The organism is Pseudomonas sp. KCJK9111 (assembly GCF_046231935.1).
Lineage (GTDB): Bacteria > Pseudomonadota > Gammaproteobacteria > Pseudomonadales > Pseudomonadaceae > Aquipseudomonas > Aquipseudomonas parafulva_B.
On sequence record NZ_JBJJMO010000004.1, the window covers coordinates 132,065 to 148,019 of the forward strand.

Annotated in this window: 14 protein-coding genes; 9 read left to right on the forward strand and 5 right to left on the reverse strand. The window is 62.5% G+C overall.

The window, feature by feature from the left end:
- Nucleotides 1-91: 91 nt before the first annotated feature.
- From ACK59L_RS03375 to ACK59L_RS03385, 3 genes are all read left to right on the forward strand, one after another.
- On the forward strand, nt 92-1,411 hold the full coding sequence (locus ACK59L_RS03375) for an MFS transporter (RefSeq protein ID WP_058603230.1): 1,320 nt from the start codon (nt 92-94) through the stop codon (nt 1,409-1,411).
- A 384-nt stretch (nt 1,412-1,795) separates the two neighbouring features.
- Nucleotides 1,796-2,083 carry a hypothetical protein gene (locus tag ACK59L_RS03380; RefSeq protein ID WP_196126416.1) on the forward strand — a complete coding sequence of 96 codons (288 nt, stop codon included), beginning with the start codon at nt 1,796-1,798 and terminating at the stop codon, nt 2,081-2,083.
- A gap of 117 nt (nt 2,084-2,200) precedes the next feature.
- Entirely contained in the window at nt 2,201-2,806 is a 606-nt protein-coding gene (locus tag ACK59L_RS03385; protein ID WP_058603232.1) for a flavin reductase family protein, read from the forward strand.
- On the opposite strand, the gene ACK59L_RS03390 is transcribed toward ACK59L_RS03385, so the two are convergent.
- Complete coding sequence (locus ACK59L_RS03390; RefSeq protein ID WP_409271863.1) at nt 2,807-3,040, reverse strand: hypothetical protein; 234 nt, start codon at nt 3,038-3,040, stop codon at nt 2,807-2,809.
- A 90-nt stretch (nt 3,041-3,130) separates the two neighbouring features.
- Nucleotides 3,131-3,424, reverse strand: coding sequence for an antibiotic biosynthesis monooxygenase family protein (locus ACK59L_RS03395; RefSeq protein ID WP_409271865.1), 294 nt, complete (start codon nt 3,422-3,424; stop codon nt 3,131-3,133).
- 198 nt (nt 3,425-3,622) lie between these two features.
- On the opposite strand from ACK59L_RS03395, the gene ACK59L_RS03400 reads away from it, so the two are divergent.
- Entirely contained in the window at nt 3,623-4,543 is a 921-nt protein-coding gene (locus tag ACK59L_RS03400; RefSeq protein WP_409271867.1) for an AraC family transcriptional regulator N-terminal domain-containing protein, read from the forward strand.
- Nucleotides 4,544-4,587: 44 nt separating this feature from the next.
- On the opposite strand, the gene ACK59L_RS03405 is transcribed toward ACK59L_RS03400, so the two are convergent.
- Complete coding sequence (locus ACK59L_RS03405) at nt 4,588-5,472, reverse strand: MBL fold metallo-hydrolase (RefSeq protein WP_409271869.1); 885 nt, start codon at nt 5,470-5,472, stop codon at nt 4,588-4,590.
- 103 nt (nt 5,473-5,575) lie between these two features.
- On the opposite strand from ACK59L_RS03405, the gene ACK59L_RS03410 reads away from it, so the two are divergent.
- Nucleotides 5,576-6,481, forward strand: a complete 906-nt coding sequence (locus tag ACK59L_RS03410; RefSeq protein ID WP_409271871.1) for a LysR family transcriptional regulator — start codon at nt 5,576-5,578, stop codon at nt 6,479-6,481.
- An 8-nt stretch (nt 6,482-6,489) separates the two neighbouring features.
- On the opposite strand, the gene ACK59L_RS03415 is transcribed toward ACK59L_RS03410, so the two are convergent.
- Entirely contained in the window at nt 6,490-7,359 is an 870-nt protein-coding gene (locus tag ACK59L_RS03415) for an oxaloacetate decarboxylase (RefSeq protein ID WP_058603237.1), read from the reverse strand.
- A gap of 347 nt (nt 7,360-7,706) precedes the next feature.
- On the opposite strand from ACK59L_RS03415, the gene ACK59L_RS03420 reads away from it, so the two are divergent.
- Entirely contained in the window at nt 7,707-9,158 is a 1,452-nt protein-coding gene (locus tag ACK59L_RS03420; RefSeq protein ID WP_409271873.1) for an MDR family MFS transporter, read from the forward strand.
- Between the two features lie 79 nt (nt 9,159-9,237).
- On the opposite strand, the gene ttgR is transcribed toward ACK59L_RS03420, so the two are convergent.
- A complete protein-coding gene (ttgR, locus tag ACK59L_RS03425; protein WP_058603239.1) occupies nt 9,238-9,870 on the reverse strand; it encodes an efflux transport transcriptional regulator TtgR in 633 nt (210 codons plus the stop codon).
- A 256-nt stretch (nt 9,871-10,126) separates the two neighbouring features.
- Here ttgR and ACK59L_RS03430 point away from each other — a divergent pair, with 256 nt between their 5' ends.
- From ACK59L_RS03430 to ACK59L_RS03440, 3 genes are read left to right on the forward strand one after another with little or no spacing between them, the layout of a single operon-like run.
- Nucleotides 10,127-11,293, forward strand: a complete 1,167-nt coding sequence (locus ACK59L_RS03430; RefSeq protein ID WP_409271875.1) for an efflux RND transporter periplasmic adaptor subunit — start codon at nt 10,127-10,129, stop codon at nt 11,291-11,293.
- 3 nt (nt 11,294-11,296) lie between these two features.
- The gene (ttgB, locus tag ACK59L_RS03435; RefSeq protein WP_409271877.1) at nt 11,297-14,449 is read left to right on the forward strand and encodes a multidrug efflux RND transporter permease subunit TtgB; all 3,153 of its coding nucleotides are present in this window, start codon (nt 11,297-11,299) and stop codon (nt 14,447-14,449) included.
- A complete protein-coding gene (locus ACK59L_RS03440) occupies nt 14,446-15,900 on the forward strand; it encodes an AdeC/AdeK/OprM family multidrug efflux complex outer membrane factor (protein ID WP_167338495.1) in 1,455 nt (484 codons plus the stop codon). Before ttgB ends, ACK59L_RS03440 begins: the two co-directional genes overlap by 4 nt.
- Nucleotides 15,901-15,955: the final 55 nt, after the last annotated feature.

Consider the following 15,955-nt stretch of genomic DNA (forward strand, 5'->3'; position numbering starts at 1 on the left):
AAGGGCGCCTCGTTTTGGCACACCTTCTGCAAAAGCCCCTGCAAGCTGCGCCCTGCGCGCTTTCACAACAACAATGAGAAGGTGTCCCCTGATGGATAACGCTACCTCCCTGCCTAACGGGGCGGCCGCAACGCCTGCCGCGCCAAGAACCACTGCCAGTCGCCTCAAATCGATCTTCAGCGGTTCGATCGGCAACATGGTCGAATGGTACGACTGGTACGTCTATGCAGCGTTCTCGCTGTATTTCGCCAAGGCTTTCTTCCCGGCCGGCGATTCCACGGCTCAACTGCTCAATACCGCTGCCATCTTTGCCGTGGGCTTTTTGATGCGCCCGATTGGTGGCTGGCTGATGGGCATGTACGCCGACCGCAAGGGGCGCAAGGCTGCGCTGATGGCCTCGGTGCTGCTGATGTGCGCAGGCTCGCTGGTCATTGCCCTCACCCCCGGCTATGAGACCATCGGCGTAGCAGCGCCGGTCCTGCTGGTGGTCGCTCGCTTGATGCAAGGGTTGTCGGTGGGGGGTGAATACGGCACCTCGGCCACCTACCTGAGCGAAATGGCGAGCAAGGAGCGTCGGGGCTTCTTCTCCAGCTTCCAATACGTGACGCTGATCTCGGGCCAGCTTATCGCCCTGGCGGTCCTGATCGTTCTGCAACAGACCCTGACCACCGAGCAACTGTACGCCTGGGGCTGGCGCGTGCCGTTCGTGATCGGTGCCCTGTGTGCGGTGGTTGCCCTCTACCTGCGACGGGGCATGGAAGAAACCGCGTCGTTCACCAAGAAGGAGAAAGCCAAGGAAAGCCTGATGCGCACCTTGATGCGCCACCCCAAGGAACTGCTGACCGTGGTCGGCCTGACCATGGGCGGTACCCTGGCCTTCTACACCTACACCACCTACATGCAGAAATACCTGGTCAATACAGTCGGGATGAGCATCAGCGATTCGACCACCATCTCTGCCGCGACGCTGTTCCTGTTCATGTGCCTGCAACCTTTGGTGGGTGGGCTGTCGGACAAGATCGGCCGGCGCCCTATTCTGATTGCCTTCGGGGTGCTCGGCACGCTGTTCACGGTGCCGATCCTCAGCACCTTGCATACCATCCAGACCTGGTGGGGCGCGTTCTTCCTGATCATGGCGGCGTTGATCATCGTCAGCGGCTACACCTCGATCAACGCAGTGGTGAAGGCTGAACTGTTCCCGACCGAAATCCGTGCCCTGGGCGTTGGCTTGCCCTACGCCCTGACCGTGTCCATCTTCGGCGGTACGGCCGAATACGTGGCCCTGTGGTTCAAGAGCGCCGGCATGGAAAGCGGCTTCTACTGGTACGTCACAGGCTGCATCGCCTGCTCGCTGCTGGTGTATGCCACCATGAAGGACACCAAGCAGCATTCGCGGATCACCACTGACTAAGCCATCCCACGCTTAGCACTGCTTCGGGCGCCTAGAGGGCGCCCGATTTCGTTTTGGGCACCCCGAGCCCGTGGGATTACCCAGGCGCCAGCCCTCCCCCTGCAGGCCCAGCTTGCACCTTCGCACCGCCCGCACTGGCACGACGTTCATCTGACGCGCTTGGCTTAATGGCCTATTAATCACACTCCGGCATATTGCATCCCTGAGCAACAGCGCCAGCACCTGCTCCGCGAAACCCGCCGATTGGCTACCTACCAATACAGATGCGCACCCCAAATAATCGAATAAGTCGATCATTAAGCACGATTTTTAGCGCTTTTTAATCGTATTAATCAGCGTAACATTGAATTTATCGAAACAACTCACTAACTCTGGAGCTTCCCCATGAAAAGCAAACTCATCCTGACCCTCGCCCTTTGCGCATTTGCCGCAGGCGCATCCGCCGAGGATGGATTCGATCGCACCCATGCGCATACCTTCGCGGCGGCGCCCGCTCAAGCCACCGGCTATGCCGAGGATGGCTTTGACCGCACCGGTGGCCAGCGCTTCGCCGAAGACGGCTTTGACCGCACCGGTGGCCAACGTTTCGCCGAAGACGGCTTTGACCGCACCGGCGGCCAGCGCTTCGCCGAAGACGGCTTCGATCGCACCAACGCTCATCGCATCAGCTGATAGCAACCATGCGTATCCAGCCCGGCTTTCGCCGGGCTCCAGCATTCCCAGTTGGCCTCAGCCTTGGCACACTGGTCGCCTCTCAAACCAGGAGGTGGGCCGGCAAGCCCAGCGCAGATGTATTACTACGAACCCGCCAAAGGCCATGGCCTGCCCCATGATCCGTTCAACGCCATCGTCGGCCCTCGGCCGATCGGCTGGATATCCTCGCAGGACCAGCAAGGCCGTCTGAATCTCGCGCCTTACAGCTTCTTCAACGCCTTCAACTACATTCCACCGATCATCGGTTTCTGCAGCGTCGGGCGCAAAGACAGCCTGAACAATATCGAGCAAACCGGTGAGTTCGTCTGGAACCTGGCCACCCGCCCTCTGGCCGAGCAGATGAACCTGAGCTGCTCTGCTGTACCGCCGGAGGTGAACGAGTTCGACCTCAGCGGTCTGACGGCCACGCCCTCGAGCGTGGTGAAGGTGCCACGGGTAGGGGAAACCCCCGTGGCGTTCGAATGCAAGGTGACGCAGATCGTGCAACTGCAGCGCGCTGACCAGGCACTGGTGCCCAGCTGGTTGATCCTGGGCGAGGTGGTGGCGGTGCACATCGCCGAGCGCCTGCTCAAGGACGGTATCTACGACACCGCGGCAGCCGAGCCCATCCTGCGTGGCGGTGGCCCGGCGGACTACTTCGAGCTGGGCAACCTGTTCAAGATGCCCAGGCCCAAAGCCTGATCACCAGATCAGCTCACCCGCCTCGCTGACCCCTTGCAGGCGTTGCAACTGACCCGTGGCCGCCTCGTCGGCAGCCACGGCGCCCTTGAACACTTGCCCATCGAGCACCTTGTGAAAGCGCGGTGCGCCGCCCATGCCCAAGGCCTTCACGGCAATGGCTGCGTGGTAGCCACCGCCTTCGGCCGGCACTATTGCCGACACGGCTTCGAACTGGGGAAACTCTCTACGTGCCATCGTTGCCATACGCCTTGTGAGTGAAACCGAGATGGTACCCACTGGCTCGATGACGCGGCAATCACTGGCCTGGGCGCCCGCAGCACAGGCTCAGCCGAACGTGTGCAGATCCAGGCTGCTCACCACCTGGGCTTGCAGCAACTCGCCGAACACATTGAGCGTTGGCGAAGCGAAGTAACCATTCATCGCCTGCTGGTCCTGCCAGCTACCGCTCAATAACCACAACTCGTCATCGGCCTGCGAGCGCTGCACCGAAAAGCTCAGGCAACCTGGTGTTTCCAGCGACGGCACCAACAGGTCGCGCAAGCGTGCGCCGAGTTCGGCCGAGCGCCCGCTGCTGGCTCGAATCAAGGCAAGGTGGGTGACCGGTTGTTGTAGCCTCATTGCACAATCTCCCTGAAGCAGCAGTCGAATACCTGGCTTGCAAGGCTAGGGCCTGGGCGCGTCTGCGCGTTAGGCCATTACTGCACACCGATTGCCTGATTCTGCAACGCGGCAGGATCAGGCAATCGATCTGCAGTATTCGACTAGCTTCGACGATTGCCCAAACCTATGCTGCGTCGGTCAGCAGAGGAAAGCCCCATGCCCATCGCCCCGTCCCTAGATCCGCACCTGGAGGTTCAGCGCCAGGAGCTGGCCGACTTGATCGCTCGCCATGCAGGCGACCCCTATGGGCCGGCCTCAGCCATCGACAACCTTTTCCTGGTGCGCTACACCGAGAACATTCGCTCCGTACCCACCCTGGCGCAACCTGCGCTGTGCATTCTGGCCCAAGGCAGCAAGAGCTTGTTCCTCGGGGACGAACAGTACGCCTACGACCCGCTGCACTACATGGTGGTGTCGGTCACCTTGCCCCTGAGCGCGGTCAAGCTCGACGCCAGCCCGCATAGCCCGAGCCTGGGTTTGCGCATGGACCTGGACCCTGCCGAGATCAGCCAGCTGATCGCCGACAGCGGTCCGATGCTGGTACCCAATCGCCCCTATGGGCGCGGCCTGTATGTGGAAAAAACCGACGGCGCGCTGCTCGATGCCTTGCTGCGTCTGCTCCGCCTGCTCGACACGCCACGCGACATCGCCATGCTGGCCCCGCTGGTGCGCAGAGAGATTCTCTACCGCCTGCTGCGCGGCCCGCAGGGCTACCGGCTGTACGAAATTGCCTTGGCCAATAGCCAGACCCACCGCGTGTGCCAGGCCATCAGCTGGCTCAACGACAACTACCAGCGGCCACTGCGCATCGAGGACCTGGCCCGCGAGGTCAACCTCAGCGTTTCTACCCTGCACCATCGCTTCAAGGCGGTGACTTCGATGAGCCCGCTGCAGTACCAGAAACAACTGCGCTTGCAGGAAGCCCGGCGCCTGATGCTCAACGATGGCCTGGAGGCCGCTGTGGCGGCCTATCGGGTGGGTTACGAGAGCCCGTCGCAATTCAGCCGTGAGTACAGCCGCCTTTACGGCGCACCGCCTATCCGTGACATGGCCCGGCTGCGGTCAAGCGCGGTGTAGCGACAACGAGGTCACCGCAGCGCTGCATAGCGTAATGCGCACAGTCACTGAAGCGGCCATTGCATCTCGCCCTTGGCCACCTTGGCGCTGAGCTCGAGCGCACTCTGATCGCCCAACCCCGGATAGTGTCGTTTCATGGCCTCGACCAGCGCCGCCGCATCCCTTGCCACTCGCGCCTGCGCCTCGAAGGTGCGGATGTAATCGGCGGTAAAGCCAACGGACTGCGGTGAGTAATCACTGGCACCGACAAAGTGGCCGGGCACCACGGTTTGCGGCGCAAGTGCCTGGATGTCCGCCAGGGTTTGCAGCCAATGGGCACGCGAGGATGCCGATTGTGTGTCGGCCATCCACACATGAATGTTCTGCGAAACCACGACGCCGCCAACCACTGCCTTGATCGAAGGTATCCAGACAAAGCTGCGGTCTGGCTGCGGTCCTTCGAGGCCGCGCACCTCCAGCACTTGGTCCTCGAGCAGCAGACGGTTGCCTGCCAGCGCCTTGGGCAGCACCAGCCGTTCAGGTTTGTCCGCCCCCATTTCAGGCCCCCAGTACGCCAGTTTGGCCTCCATGGTGTTGCGGATGTGTTCGACGGTGGCGGCCGAGGCCACTACCTCGGCGTCCGGGAACGCCTGGGTCAGGGTTGCCAGGCCGAAGTAGTAATCGGGGTCGCCCTGGCTGATGTAGATCGTCGTCAGGCGCTTGCCACTGGCGCGTAGTCGCTGCACCAGTTGCCGGGCGTGGTCATTGCCAAATTGTGCATCGATCAATACGGCGTCACGTTGACCGCTTACGATCACGGAGCTGACCGCGAACGGCGCATCGGCGCCAGGGTTGTAAACGTCCAGTTGCAGGGGGGCGGCTGCCAGCAGTGGGGCGGCACAGGCCAGGCATCCGAGCACTAGGCCACGCAAGGGAGAAAGCAGTGTCATCGCAGGCATCCGTCAGAATGGGAATGCCTGGCAGCTTATGGGGCGACACCCTGCAGAAAAATGCCATGCTTGCACATGGTTTGTTTCTAAAATCGGGCAAATGATGGATCGTCTAACCGCTATGCGCGTTTTCGTCACGGTCGTGGACCTTGGCAGTCAGTCGGCGGCGGCCGAGCACCTGCTGCTCTCGCGGCCCGTGGTCTCTCGGTACCTGGCACAGCTCGAAGCGTGGGTGGGGGCGCGGTTGATGCAGCGCACCACGCGCCGGCTCAGCCTCACTGCCGCGGGCCAGGACATCCTGCCGCGCTGCAGGCAATTGCTGGAGCTGGCCAGCGACCTGCAGGGGGCCGTACAACAGCAAGACCAGACACCGCGAGGGACATTGCGTATCAGCGTCAGTACGTCATTTGGACAGGCGCAGCTGGCCGATGCCGTGGCCGCCTACGTGCGCCAGTACCCCTTGGTAAAAGTCGATCTGCAGATGCTCGATCGCACCGTGAACCTGGTGGACGAACGCATCGACCTGGCCATCCGCAACAGCAACGACCTGGACCCCAGCCTGGTTGCCCGCCGCCTGAGCGTATGCCGCTCGGTGATCTGCGCCGCGCCCGCCTACCTGGCCGAACACGGCACGCCCGAGCGGGTCGAGGACCTGGCGCACCACAATTGCCTGACGCACAGCTATTACGGCAATGGCGTGTGGCAATTCGAGGTCGACGGCCAACCGGTTGCGGTGCCGGTCAAGGGCAACATCAGTGCCAACGAATCCCTGACTTTGCAAAGGGCCGTAGCAGCAGGCGCCGGCATCGCCTTGCTCCCGTCCTACCAGGCGGCCGCCGCCCTGCGCAGCGCAGAACTGGTGCGCCTGCTTCCCGAGGCCAGGCCGCAGGCCCTGGACCTGACGGCGGTCTATACCTCGCGCAAGCACATGCCGGCGACCTTGCGCACCCTGCTGGACTTTCTCGTCCAGCGCTTTGAGGAGGAACCGGCCTGGGACCGGGACCTGTAAGCGCCCGTTTACTCCTCGACGCTCATGTATTCCTTGGCCCAGCGGATGTAGTCCTCGGGCTGGGTGTAGGTATGCGAAAGCTCGGTGGCGCTCAAGTTATCGGACTTGTGCTGCTGGCCACGCTGCTGGCGCAGGCAGTCGTACGTCGCCTTGATGGCGGCGAAGTAAGCCGCGTGGCCGTCGACGGCGATGCGCACGCCAAGGCTTGCCAGGCGCTCGTCGTCGTGCAGGTTGGGGTTACCGTAGGTCACCAGCATCAAGGGTACGGTCAGGTGGCTGGCGATCTGTTCGAGCTGGTCGAAGTCCTTCACCCCTACCATGCAGATGCCGTCAGCACCCGCTTTCTGATAGCTCTGGGTCCGCACGATCACTTCCTCGGTGCTCAGCACACCGGCGTTGGTACGGGCGATGATCGACAGGGACGAATCGACGCGCGCCTCGAGCCCCGCACGAATTTTGCCCACGCCTTCTTCTACCGATATCAGGTCGGTGGACTTGCGGCCAAACTGGGCCGGCAACAGCGTATCTTCGATCGTCAACGCCGCCACACCGGCGCGCTCCAGCTCCGTGACCGTGCGCATCACGTTAAGCGCATTGCCGTATCCGTGGTCAGCGTCTGCCAGTACCGGCAACTGGGCTACGCGACCAATTCGCGTGGCCTGCTCGACGAATTCGCTGAGTGTGATCAGGGCAAAATCCGGCGCAGCCAGTACCTGCAACGATGCCACCGACCCTCCAAGGATGCCGACCTCAAAACCCAGGTCTGCGGCAATACGCGCAGACATGGGGTCGAACACCGAGGCGGTGTGGTAGCAAGAACCTGAAGCGAGCAGCTCGCGGAAGGCAATACGCAGATCTTGGTGGGAAGCCTTGGGCATGATCACTCCGCAATTGTAGAAATTTCTGAACGGTAACTACCGGCCTCTGTATCAGGCGTACCTGCACAATTCATGGACCACTCAATTCGGGGTCATGCTCCACATGCAGGCAGAGGAATAAAGGTGTAGGAGCCAGGGGAATCCGATTAACCCCCGAGAGGTCGCACCAAGCTGGTGCAAACAGGGGCTTAGAGCGGGATTGGCATACCAAAGATATCACGGGGCCAGCCTTTGCTGGATGAATGCTCTGATGCCGATCGTGCATAGGCGATGCCCAGAGTACATAGGAAGCTACGTAACTCAGGTTACACTGCCATGCTTTGACTGCTCAAAAACAAGGAATTGCCGTGCCCCCTGCCCTGCCCGCGATTGCCCTGCGCCAGATCCTGACCGCCTTGATGCTGGCCATCTTTCTCGGCGCGCTGGATCAAACCATCGTGGCAGTGTCATTGCCTGCGATTTCCGCGCAGTTCAACGATGTCGGTCTGCTGGCCTGGGTCATTTCCGGCTATATGGTGGCCATGACCGTGGCCGTGCCGATCTACGGCAAGCTGGGCGACCTCTATGGAAGGCGTCGCATGATCCTGACCGGGATTGGCGTGTTCACCGTCGCCTCGATCGGCTGTGCGCTGGCTCAGGACATGCCGCAACTGGTCCTGGCCAGGGTGCTGCAGGGCATCGGCGCCGGCGGCATGGTATCGGTGAGCCAGGCGATCATCGGCGACTTCGTGCCCCCGCGCGAACGTGGGCGTTATCAGGGCTATTTCAGCAGCATGTATGCCCTGGCCAGCGTGGCGGGGCCGGTACTGGGCGGCTGGCTGACCGAGTACCTGACCTGGCGCTGGGTGTTCTGGATCAACCTGCCGCTGGGCATCGCCGCGCTGTGGGCGATCCAGCGCGCTCTGGCCGGTCTGCCCGTGCAGCATCGGCCTGCACAAGTGGATTACCCGGGCGCGCTGCTGCTGATCGTGGGGCTGGGCAGCCTGCTGCTCGGCATCACCCTGGTCGGCCAGGGGCAGGCCTGGACGGCCCCCAGCGTGCTGGGCCTGTTCACCTGCACCCTGGTCGCCATGGCCATGTTCATCCTCCAGGAGCGTCGCTGCGTCGAGCCACTGCTGCCGTTGAAGCTATTCAATAATCGCGCCGCGGTGCTGTGCTGGGGGGTGATTTTCTTCGCCAGTTTCCAGGCCATTTCCCTGACCATGCTGATGCCCTTGCGCTACCAAGGCCTCACCGGTGCCGGTGCCGACAGCGCCGCCTTGCATCTGCTGCCGTTGGCCATGGGGCTACCCATCGGTGCTTTTACCGCAGGACGACTGACAACGCGGCTTGGCCGCTACAAGCCGCAGATCCTGGTTGGCGCCCTGCTGATGCCCGTGTCTATCCTGGCCTTGGCGATCACCCCGCCACAGGCCGGACTGGCCAGTGCACTGTTCATGCTGCTGACAGGAATCGCGTGCGGGATGCAGTTCCCGACGTCACTGGTAGGCACACAGAATGCCGTGCAGATCCAGGACATGGGGGTCGCCACCAGCACCACCAACCTGTTTCGGTCCCTCGGTGGCGCCATGGGCGTGGCGTGCATGTCGAGCCTGCTGCTGGCCTTGCTGCACCAAGGCGGGCTGGCGTTGCTGGACAATCCGCTGCTAGGGACTTTCAAGGCCAACCCGGTGAGCCCCGAACTGCAGGCACACCTGGCGGTCACGTTCCGGCATCTGTTGATGGCCAGCGCAGGGGTTGGCGTCATTGCACTGGTGGTGGCGGTATTGCTGCCTGATCGGCCACTGCGCGGGCACTGAGGTGGCACGCAGGTAGGCTCAGGTGCGGCTCACTGGCCCGTACCCTGGGAATCAAGCCCTCACAAACCTTCACAAAGTCTCATTTGCGCATCGCCGGGCTCAAGCGCAGCATATCCAGCCCGGCGTCGACCCATTTCTCGGCGTTGCCCAGCAGGTCCACGCTGTCGGGCAACAACAGCCAACGCCTGATCAACCCGTCGACGTAGGAAAACATGGCCACCGCGGCCCGCTCCACATCCAGCTCCACCGGCAGTTGGCCGCGGCGCACGGCGTTGGCCAAGGCCAGGGTAATGCCTGTATGGCAGTCCACTACCGCCACCTGGCGCTGCTGGCGGATTTCGCACATGTCATCGGTGAACTCGCACTTGTGATGCAGAATCTCATTGATACGGCGTGTCCTGGCGTCGAGCACCAGGTCGTTGAACACTTGCAGCAGCAATTTGCGCATGCAGTCGAGCGGGTCGAGTTCGTCTTCGCTTTCGCTGGCGCGTGCAAGATGGTCATGGGTTTCATGCAGGCTGTCGAGCAGTGCCTGCACCAGTTCGGCCTTGTTATTGAAGTGCCAGTAGATTGCACCTCGCGTGACGCCCGCCTGTTCGGCGATGTCCGCAAGGGTGGTTCGCGCAACCCCGCGCTTGTAGAAAGCCCTTTCCGCCGCCTGGATGATCTGGGCGCGGGTTTCCTGGGCTTCCTCTTTGGTTCGACGGACCATGGCAGTACAACCTCATCTGGCCCGAACGCGGCGACGCGTGCGGGAAGGCTCCGGGGCGCCTCTTGGGGGCACCTGGCGGATCAAGCTAATCAAGGGCTGTGGCGGTAGCCATGGACAACCCGGCGGTATTTACAAACAACCATGAATGTAAGTATATTCCTTAGCAAGCTATTTATCCACCGGATAGCCATTTATCCAGATCAAGACATTCCATTACTCTTGAGCGTCTCCCTGCTCCTGCGATCCGAGGATTCTCATGCAATTCAAGCCAGCCGTTACCGCCCTGGTTTCAGCCGTAGCCCTCGCAACCCTGCTCAGTGGCTGCAATAAAGAAGACCAAGCCGCGCAGCAGCAGCAACAGCAGCAGGCGCCTCAAGTCGGTGTAGTGACCCTACAGCCGCAAGCCTTCACCTTGACCACCGAGCTGCCGGGCCGCACCAATGCCTACCGGATCGCCGAAGTTCGTCCACAGGTCAACGGGATCATCCTCAAGCGCCTGTTCAAGGAAGGCAGCGAGGTCAAGCAGGGCCAGCAGCTGTATCAGATCGACCCGGCCGTGTATGAAGCCAACCTGAGCAAGGCCCAGGCGGACCTGCAGGCTACCCGCTCTCTGGCTGATCGCTACAAGCAGCTAATCGAGGAGCAGGCGGTTTCCCGGCAGGAATACGACGACGCCAATGCCAAGCGCCTGCAAGCCGAGGCCTCGCTCAAGAGTGCGCAGATCGACCTGCGCTACACCAAGGTCCTGGCCCCCATCAGTGGCCGCATCGGTCGTTCGGCGGTAACCGAAGGTGCGCTGGTCAACAGCGGCCAGACCAATGCCATGGCCACCATCCAGCAACTGGACCCGATCTACGTGGACGTGACCCAATCCACCGCCGAGCTGCTCAAGCTGCGGCGCGAGCTGGAAAGCGGCCAACTGCAGCGCGCCGGCGACAACGCAGCGTCCGTGCAACTGGTGCTCGAAGACGGCACCCTGTACAAGCAGGAAGGCCGCCTGGAGTTCTCCGAAGTGGCCGTGGACGAAACCACCGGCTCGGTCACCCTGCGTGCCATTTTCCCCAACCCTGACCACACGTTGCTGCCTGGCATGTTCGTGCATGCACGGCTCAAGGCCGGCGTGAACGCCAACGCCATCCTGGCACCGCAGCAGGGCGTGACGCGCGACCTCAAGGGCGCCCCTACCGCGCTGGTGGTCAACAAGGACAACAAGGTCGAACTGCGCCAGCTCAAGGCCAGCCGGACCGTGGGCAGCGACTGGCTGATCGAGGAAGGCCTCAACCCAGGCGACCGCCTGATCACCGAAGGCTTGCAGTACGTGCGCCCAGGCGCCGAGGTCAAGGTCAGCGAAGCCACCAACGTCAAGAAGCCGGGCAGCCCGAACCAGGGCAACGCAGCGAAAGCAGACGCCAAAGCGGAGTAAACCATGTCGAAGTTCTTTATTGATCGCCCGATCTTCGCCTGGGTGATCGCCTTGGTGATCATGCTGGTCGGCGCCTTGTCGATCCTGAAGTTGCCGATCAACCAGTACCCCAGCATTGCCCCACCGGCCATCGCCATTGCCGTGACCTACCCGGGCGCTTCGGCGCAAACCGTGCAGGACACCGTGGTGCAGGTGATCGAGCAGCAGCTCAACGGTATCGACAACCTGCGCTATGTGTCGTCGGAAAGTAACTCCGATGGCAGCATGACCATTACCGCCACCTTCGAGCAGGGTACCAACCCCGACACCGCCCAGGTTCAGGTGCAGAACAAGCTCAACCTGGCCACCCCCTTGCTGCCGCAGGAAGTGCAGCAACAGGGTATCCGCGTCACCAAGGCTGTGAAGAACTTCCTGATGGTGATCGGCCTGGTATCCGAAGACGGCAGCATGACCAAGGACGACCTGGCCAACTACATCGTCTCCAACATGCAGGACCCGATCTCACGGACGGCCGGTGTGGGTGACTTCCAGGTGTTCGGCGCCCAGTACGCCATGCGCATCTGGCTCGATCCGGCCAAGTTGAACAAGTTCCAGCTCACCCCGGTGGACGTCAAGACCGCCGTGGCTGCCCAGAACGTACAGGTGTCCTCCGGCCAGCTCGGCGGCCTGCCTGCCATGCCTGGGACGCAGCTCAACGCCACCATCATCGGCAAGACCCGCCTGCAGACTGCCGAGCAGTTCGAGAAGATCCTGCTCAAGGTCAACAACGATGGCTCCCAGGTCCGCCTGGGTGATGTCGCCCAGGTCAGCCTGGGCGGCGAGAACTACGCCGTCAGCGCCCAGTTCAACGGCAAGCCCGCCTCGGGCCTGGCCGTCAAGCTGGCCACGGGCGCCAACGCACTGGACACGGCCAAGGCCTTGCGCCAGACCATTGCCGACCTGGAGCCGTTCTTCCCGCCAGGGGTCAAGGCGGTATTCCCGTATGACACCACGCCGGTGGTCACCGAATCGATCAGCGGGGTTATCCATACCCTGATCGAAGCCGTCGTGCTGGTGTTCCTGGTGATGTACCTGTTCCTGCAGAACTTCCGCGCCACCGTCATCACCACCATGACCGTACCGGTGGTATTGCTGGGCACATTCGGCATCCTTGCCGCCGCTGGTTTCAGCATCAACACCTTGACCATGTTCGCCATGGTGCTGGCCATCGGCCTGCTGGTGGACGATGCCATCGTGGTCGTTGAAAACGTCGAGCGGGTGATGTCCGAAGAAGGGCTGCCGCCAAAGGAAGCCACCAAGCGCTCCATGGAGCAGATCCAGGGCGCGCTGGTGGGTATCGCCCTGGTGTTGTCGGCCGTATTGCTGCCCATGGCGTTCTTCGGCGGCTCCACCGGTGTGATCTACCGTCAGTTCTCCATCACCATCGTCTCGGCCATGGGCCTGTCGGTGCTGGTGGCGCTGGTCTTCACCCCGGCGCTGTGCGCCACCATGCTCAAGCCTTTGAAAAAGGGCCAGCACCATGAGGCCAAAGGCGGGTTCTTCGGCTGGTTCAACCGCAATTTCGATCGCAGCGTCAACGGTTACGAGCGCAGCGTAGGGGCCATCCTGCGCAACAAGATTCCGTTCCTCTTGGCCTATGCTCTGATCGTGGCTGGCATGATTTTCCTGTTCACCCGCATTCCGACTGCGTTCCTGCCCGAGGAAGACCAGGGTGTACTGTTTGCCCAGGTCCAGACGCCGGCCGGTTCCAGTGCCGAACGTACCCAGGCAGTGGTCGACCAGATGCGCGAATACCTGCTCAAGGACGAAGCCGACACGGTGTCCTCGGTGTTCACCGTCAACGGCTTCAACTTCGCCGGCCGCGGCCAGAGCTCGGGCATGGCGTTCATCATGCTCAAGCCCTGGGGTGAGCGTACGGCGGAAAACAGCGTATTCGGCCTCGCCCAGCGGGCGCAGCAGCACTTCTTCAGCTTCCGCGACGCTATGGTCTTCGCGTTCGCCCCGCCAGCGGTGCTCGAGCTGGGTAACGCCACCGGCTTCGACGTATTCCTGCAAGACCGCGGCGGTGTCGGCCATGCCAAGCTGATGGAGGCTCGCAACCAGTTCCTGGCCAAGGCTTCGCAGAGCAAGGTGCTCAGCGGTGTACGCCCCAACGGCCTGAACGACGAGCCGCAGTACCAGCTGACCATCGATGACGAGCGTGCCAGCGCCCTGGGCGTGACCATCTCGGACATCAACAACACCCTGTCGATTGCCTTCGGTGCCAGCTACGTCAACGACTTCATCGACCGCGGCCGGGTCAAGAAGGTCTACATCCAGGGCGAAGCCAATGCCCGGATGAGCCCGGAAGACCTGCAGAAGTGGTATGTGCGCAACGCCGATGGCGAAATGGTGCCGTTCTCTTCCTTCGCCAAAGGTGAATGGACCTACGGCTCGCCCAAGCTTTCGCGCTACAACGGCGTGGAAGCCATGGAAATCCTCGGTGCCCCTGCACCTGGCTACAGTACCGGTGAGGCCATGGCCGAGGTCGAGCGCATCGCCGGTGAACTGCCAAGCGGCGTAGGGTTCTCCTGGACGGGCATATCCTACGAGGAGAAGCTCTCCGGTTCGCAAATGCCGGCCCTGTTCGCCCTGTCGCTGCTGTTCGTGTTCCTGTGCCTGGCAGCGCTGTACGAAAGCTGGTCGATCCCGATCGCCGTGGTGCTGGTGGTGCCACTGGGCATCATTGGTGCGTTGATCGCTACCAGCCTGCGCGGGCTGTCCAATGACGTGTACTTCCTGGTCGGCCTCTTGACCACCATCGGCCTGGCGGCCAAGAACGCCATTCTGATCGTCGAGTTCGCCAAGGAATTGCACGAGCAGGGCCGCAGCCTGTACGACGCGGCGATCGAGGCGTGCCGCATGCGTTTGCGCCCGATCATCATGACCTCGCTGGCCTTCATCCTCGGCGTGGTACCGTTGACCATCGCCAGCGGCGCCGGCGCCGGCAGCCAGCACGCCATTGGTACCGGCGTGATCGGCGGCATGATCAGTGCGACCGTACTGGCCATCTTCTGGGTACCGTTGTTCTTCGTCGCAGTGTCGTCGCTGTTCGGCAGCAAAGAGCCGAAAAAAGATGACACCCCTGAAACTCCACGTTATGAGGCTGGGCAATGACCAAGTCTTTGTTGTCCCTGGCAGTCACCGCTTTCATTCTCGGCGGCTGCTCGCTGATCCCCGACTACCAGACCCCGGAAGCACCGGTGGCTGCCCAGTGGCCGCAAGGCCCGGCCTACTCGCCTACCCAATCGGCGGACGTCGCTGCCGCCGAACAGGGCTGGCGGCAGTTCTTCAACGACCCGGCGCTGCAGCAACTGATCCAGACCGCACTGGTCAACAACCGGGACCTGCGCGTCGCGGCGCTGAACATCGACGCCTACCGCGCCCAGTACCGCATCCAGCGTGCGGACCTGTTCCCGGCGGTATCGGCCAACGGCAGCGGCAGCCGCCAGCGCATCCCGGCGAACATGTCGCAGACGGGCCAGTCGGACATCACCAGCCAGTATTCGGCAACCCTGGGCGTCAGTGCCTATGAACTCGACCTGTTCGGCCGCGTGCGCAGCCTGTCGGAGCAGGCGCTGGAGACCTACCTGTCCAGCGAGCAGGCGCGTCGCTCCACCCAGATCAGCCTGGTAGCGAGCGTGGCAAACGCCTACTACACCTGGCAGGCCGACCAGGCGCTGTTCAAGCTGACCGAGGAAACCCTGAAGAACTATCAGGAAAGTTACAACCTCACCCGCCGCAGCAACGAGGTGGGCGTGGCGTCGGCGCTGGACCTGAGCCAGGCCCGCACGGCTGTCGAAGGTGCCCGGGTCAAGTACTCGCAGTACCAGCGCCTGGTTGCCCAGGACGTGAACAGCCTGACCGTCCTGCTGGGTACCGGCATCCCCACCAACCTGCCTGAGCCACTGCGCCTGGATGCCGATCAGCTGGCCGAGGTACCGGCGGGCTTGCCGTCGGACCTGTTGCAGCGCCGCCCTGACATTCAGGAGGCCGAGCACCTGCTCAAGGCGGCCAACGCCAACATCGGCGCTGCCCGCGCGGCCTTCTTCCCCAGCATCAGTCTTACGGCCAATGCAGGCACCTTGAGCACCGACATGGGCGGGCTGTTCAAGGGGGGGTCGGGCACCTGGCTGTTCCAGCCGCAGATCAACCTGCCGATCTTCACCGCCGGGAGCCTGAAAGCGAGCCTGGACTACGCCAAGATCCAGAAGGACATCAACGTCGCCCGCTACGAGAAGTCCATTCAGACTGCGTTCCAGGAAGTGTCCGACGGGCTGGCCGCGCGCAAGACCTTCGAGGAGCAATTGCAGGCCCAGCAAGACCTGGTGCAAGCCAACCAGGACTACTACCGCCTGGCCGAGCGTCGTTACCGTATCGGCATCGACAGCAACCTGACCTTCCTCGACGCCCAGCGCAACCTGTTCAGCGCGCAGCAGGCGCTGATCGGTGACCGCCTTTCGCAGTTGACCAGCGAGGTCAACCTGTACAAGGCACTCGGTGGTGGCTGGTACGAGCGCACCGGGCAGGCCAGTCAACAGGCCTCGGTACAGACGCCCCGCGGCTGATACCCGCCCGCTTGCTCACCACCGGCCAGGCCTCGACAGACGCAGTGGGTGGTGA

Bases quoted from the DNA above. Each gene is read 5' to 3' on its own strand.
- ACK59L_RS03375 (WP_058603230.1), top strand. From the start codon at position 92: ATGGATAACGCTACCTCCCTGCCTAACGGGGCGGCCGCAACGCCTGCC.
- ACK59L_RS03380 (WP_196126416.1), top strand. From the start codon at position 1,796: ATGAAAAGCAAACTCATCCTGACCCTCGCCCTTTGCGCATTTGCCGCA.
- ACK59L_RS03385 (WP_058603232.1), top strand. From the start codon at position 2,201: ATGTATTACTACGAACCCGCCAAAGGCCATGGCCTGCCCCATGATCCG.
- ACK59L_RS03390 (WP_409271863.1), bottom strand. From the start codon at position 3,040: ATGGCACGTAGAGAGTTTCCCCAGTTCGAAGCCGTGTCGGCAATAGTG.
- ACK59L_RS03395 (WP_409271865.1), bottom strand. From the start codon at position 3,424: ATGAGGCTACAACAACCGGTCACCCACCTTGCCTTGATTCGAGCCAGC.
- ACK59L_RS03400 (WP_409271867.1), top strand. From the start codon at position 3,623: ATGCCCATCGCCCCGTCCCTAGATCCGCACCTGGAGGTTCAGCGCCAG.
- ACK59L_RS03405 (WP_409271869.1), bottom strand. From the start codon at position 5,472: ATGACACTGCTTTCTCCCTTGCGTGGCCTAGTGCTCGGATGCCTGGCC.
- ACK59L_RS03410 (WP_409271871.1), top strand. From the start codon at position 5,576: ATGGATCGTCTAACCGCTATGCGCGTTTTCGTCACGGTCGTGGACCTT.
- ACK59L_RS03415 (WP_058603237.1), bottom strand. From the start codon at position 7,359: ATGCCCAAGGCTTCCCACCAAGATCTGCGTATTGCCTTCCGCGAGCTG.
- ttgR (WP_058603239.1), bottom strand. From the start codon at position 9,870: ATGGTCCGTCGAACCAAAGAGGAAGCCCAGGAAACCCGCGCCCAGATC.
- ACK59L_RS03430 (WP_409271875.1), top strand. From the start codon at position 10,127: ATGCAATTCAAGCCAGCCGTTACCGCCCTGGTTTCAGCCGTAGCCCTC.
- ttgB (WP_409271877.1), top strand. From the start codon at position 11,297: ATGTCGAAGTTCTTTATTGATCGCCCGATCTTCGCCTGGGTGATCGCC.
- ACK59L_RS03440 (WP_167338495.1), top strand. From the start codon at position 14,446: ATGACCAAGTCTTTGTTGTCCCTGGCAGTCACCGCTTTCATTCTCGGC.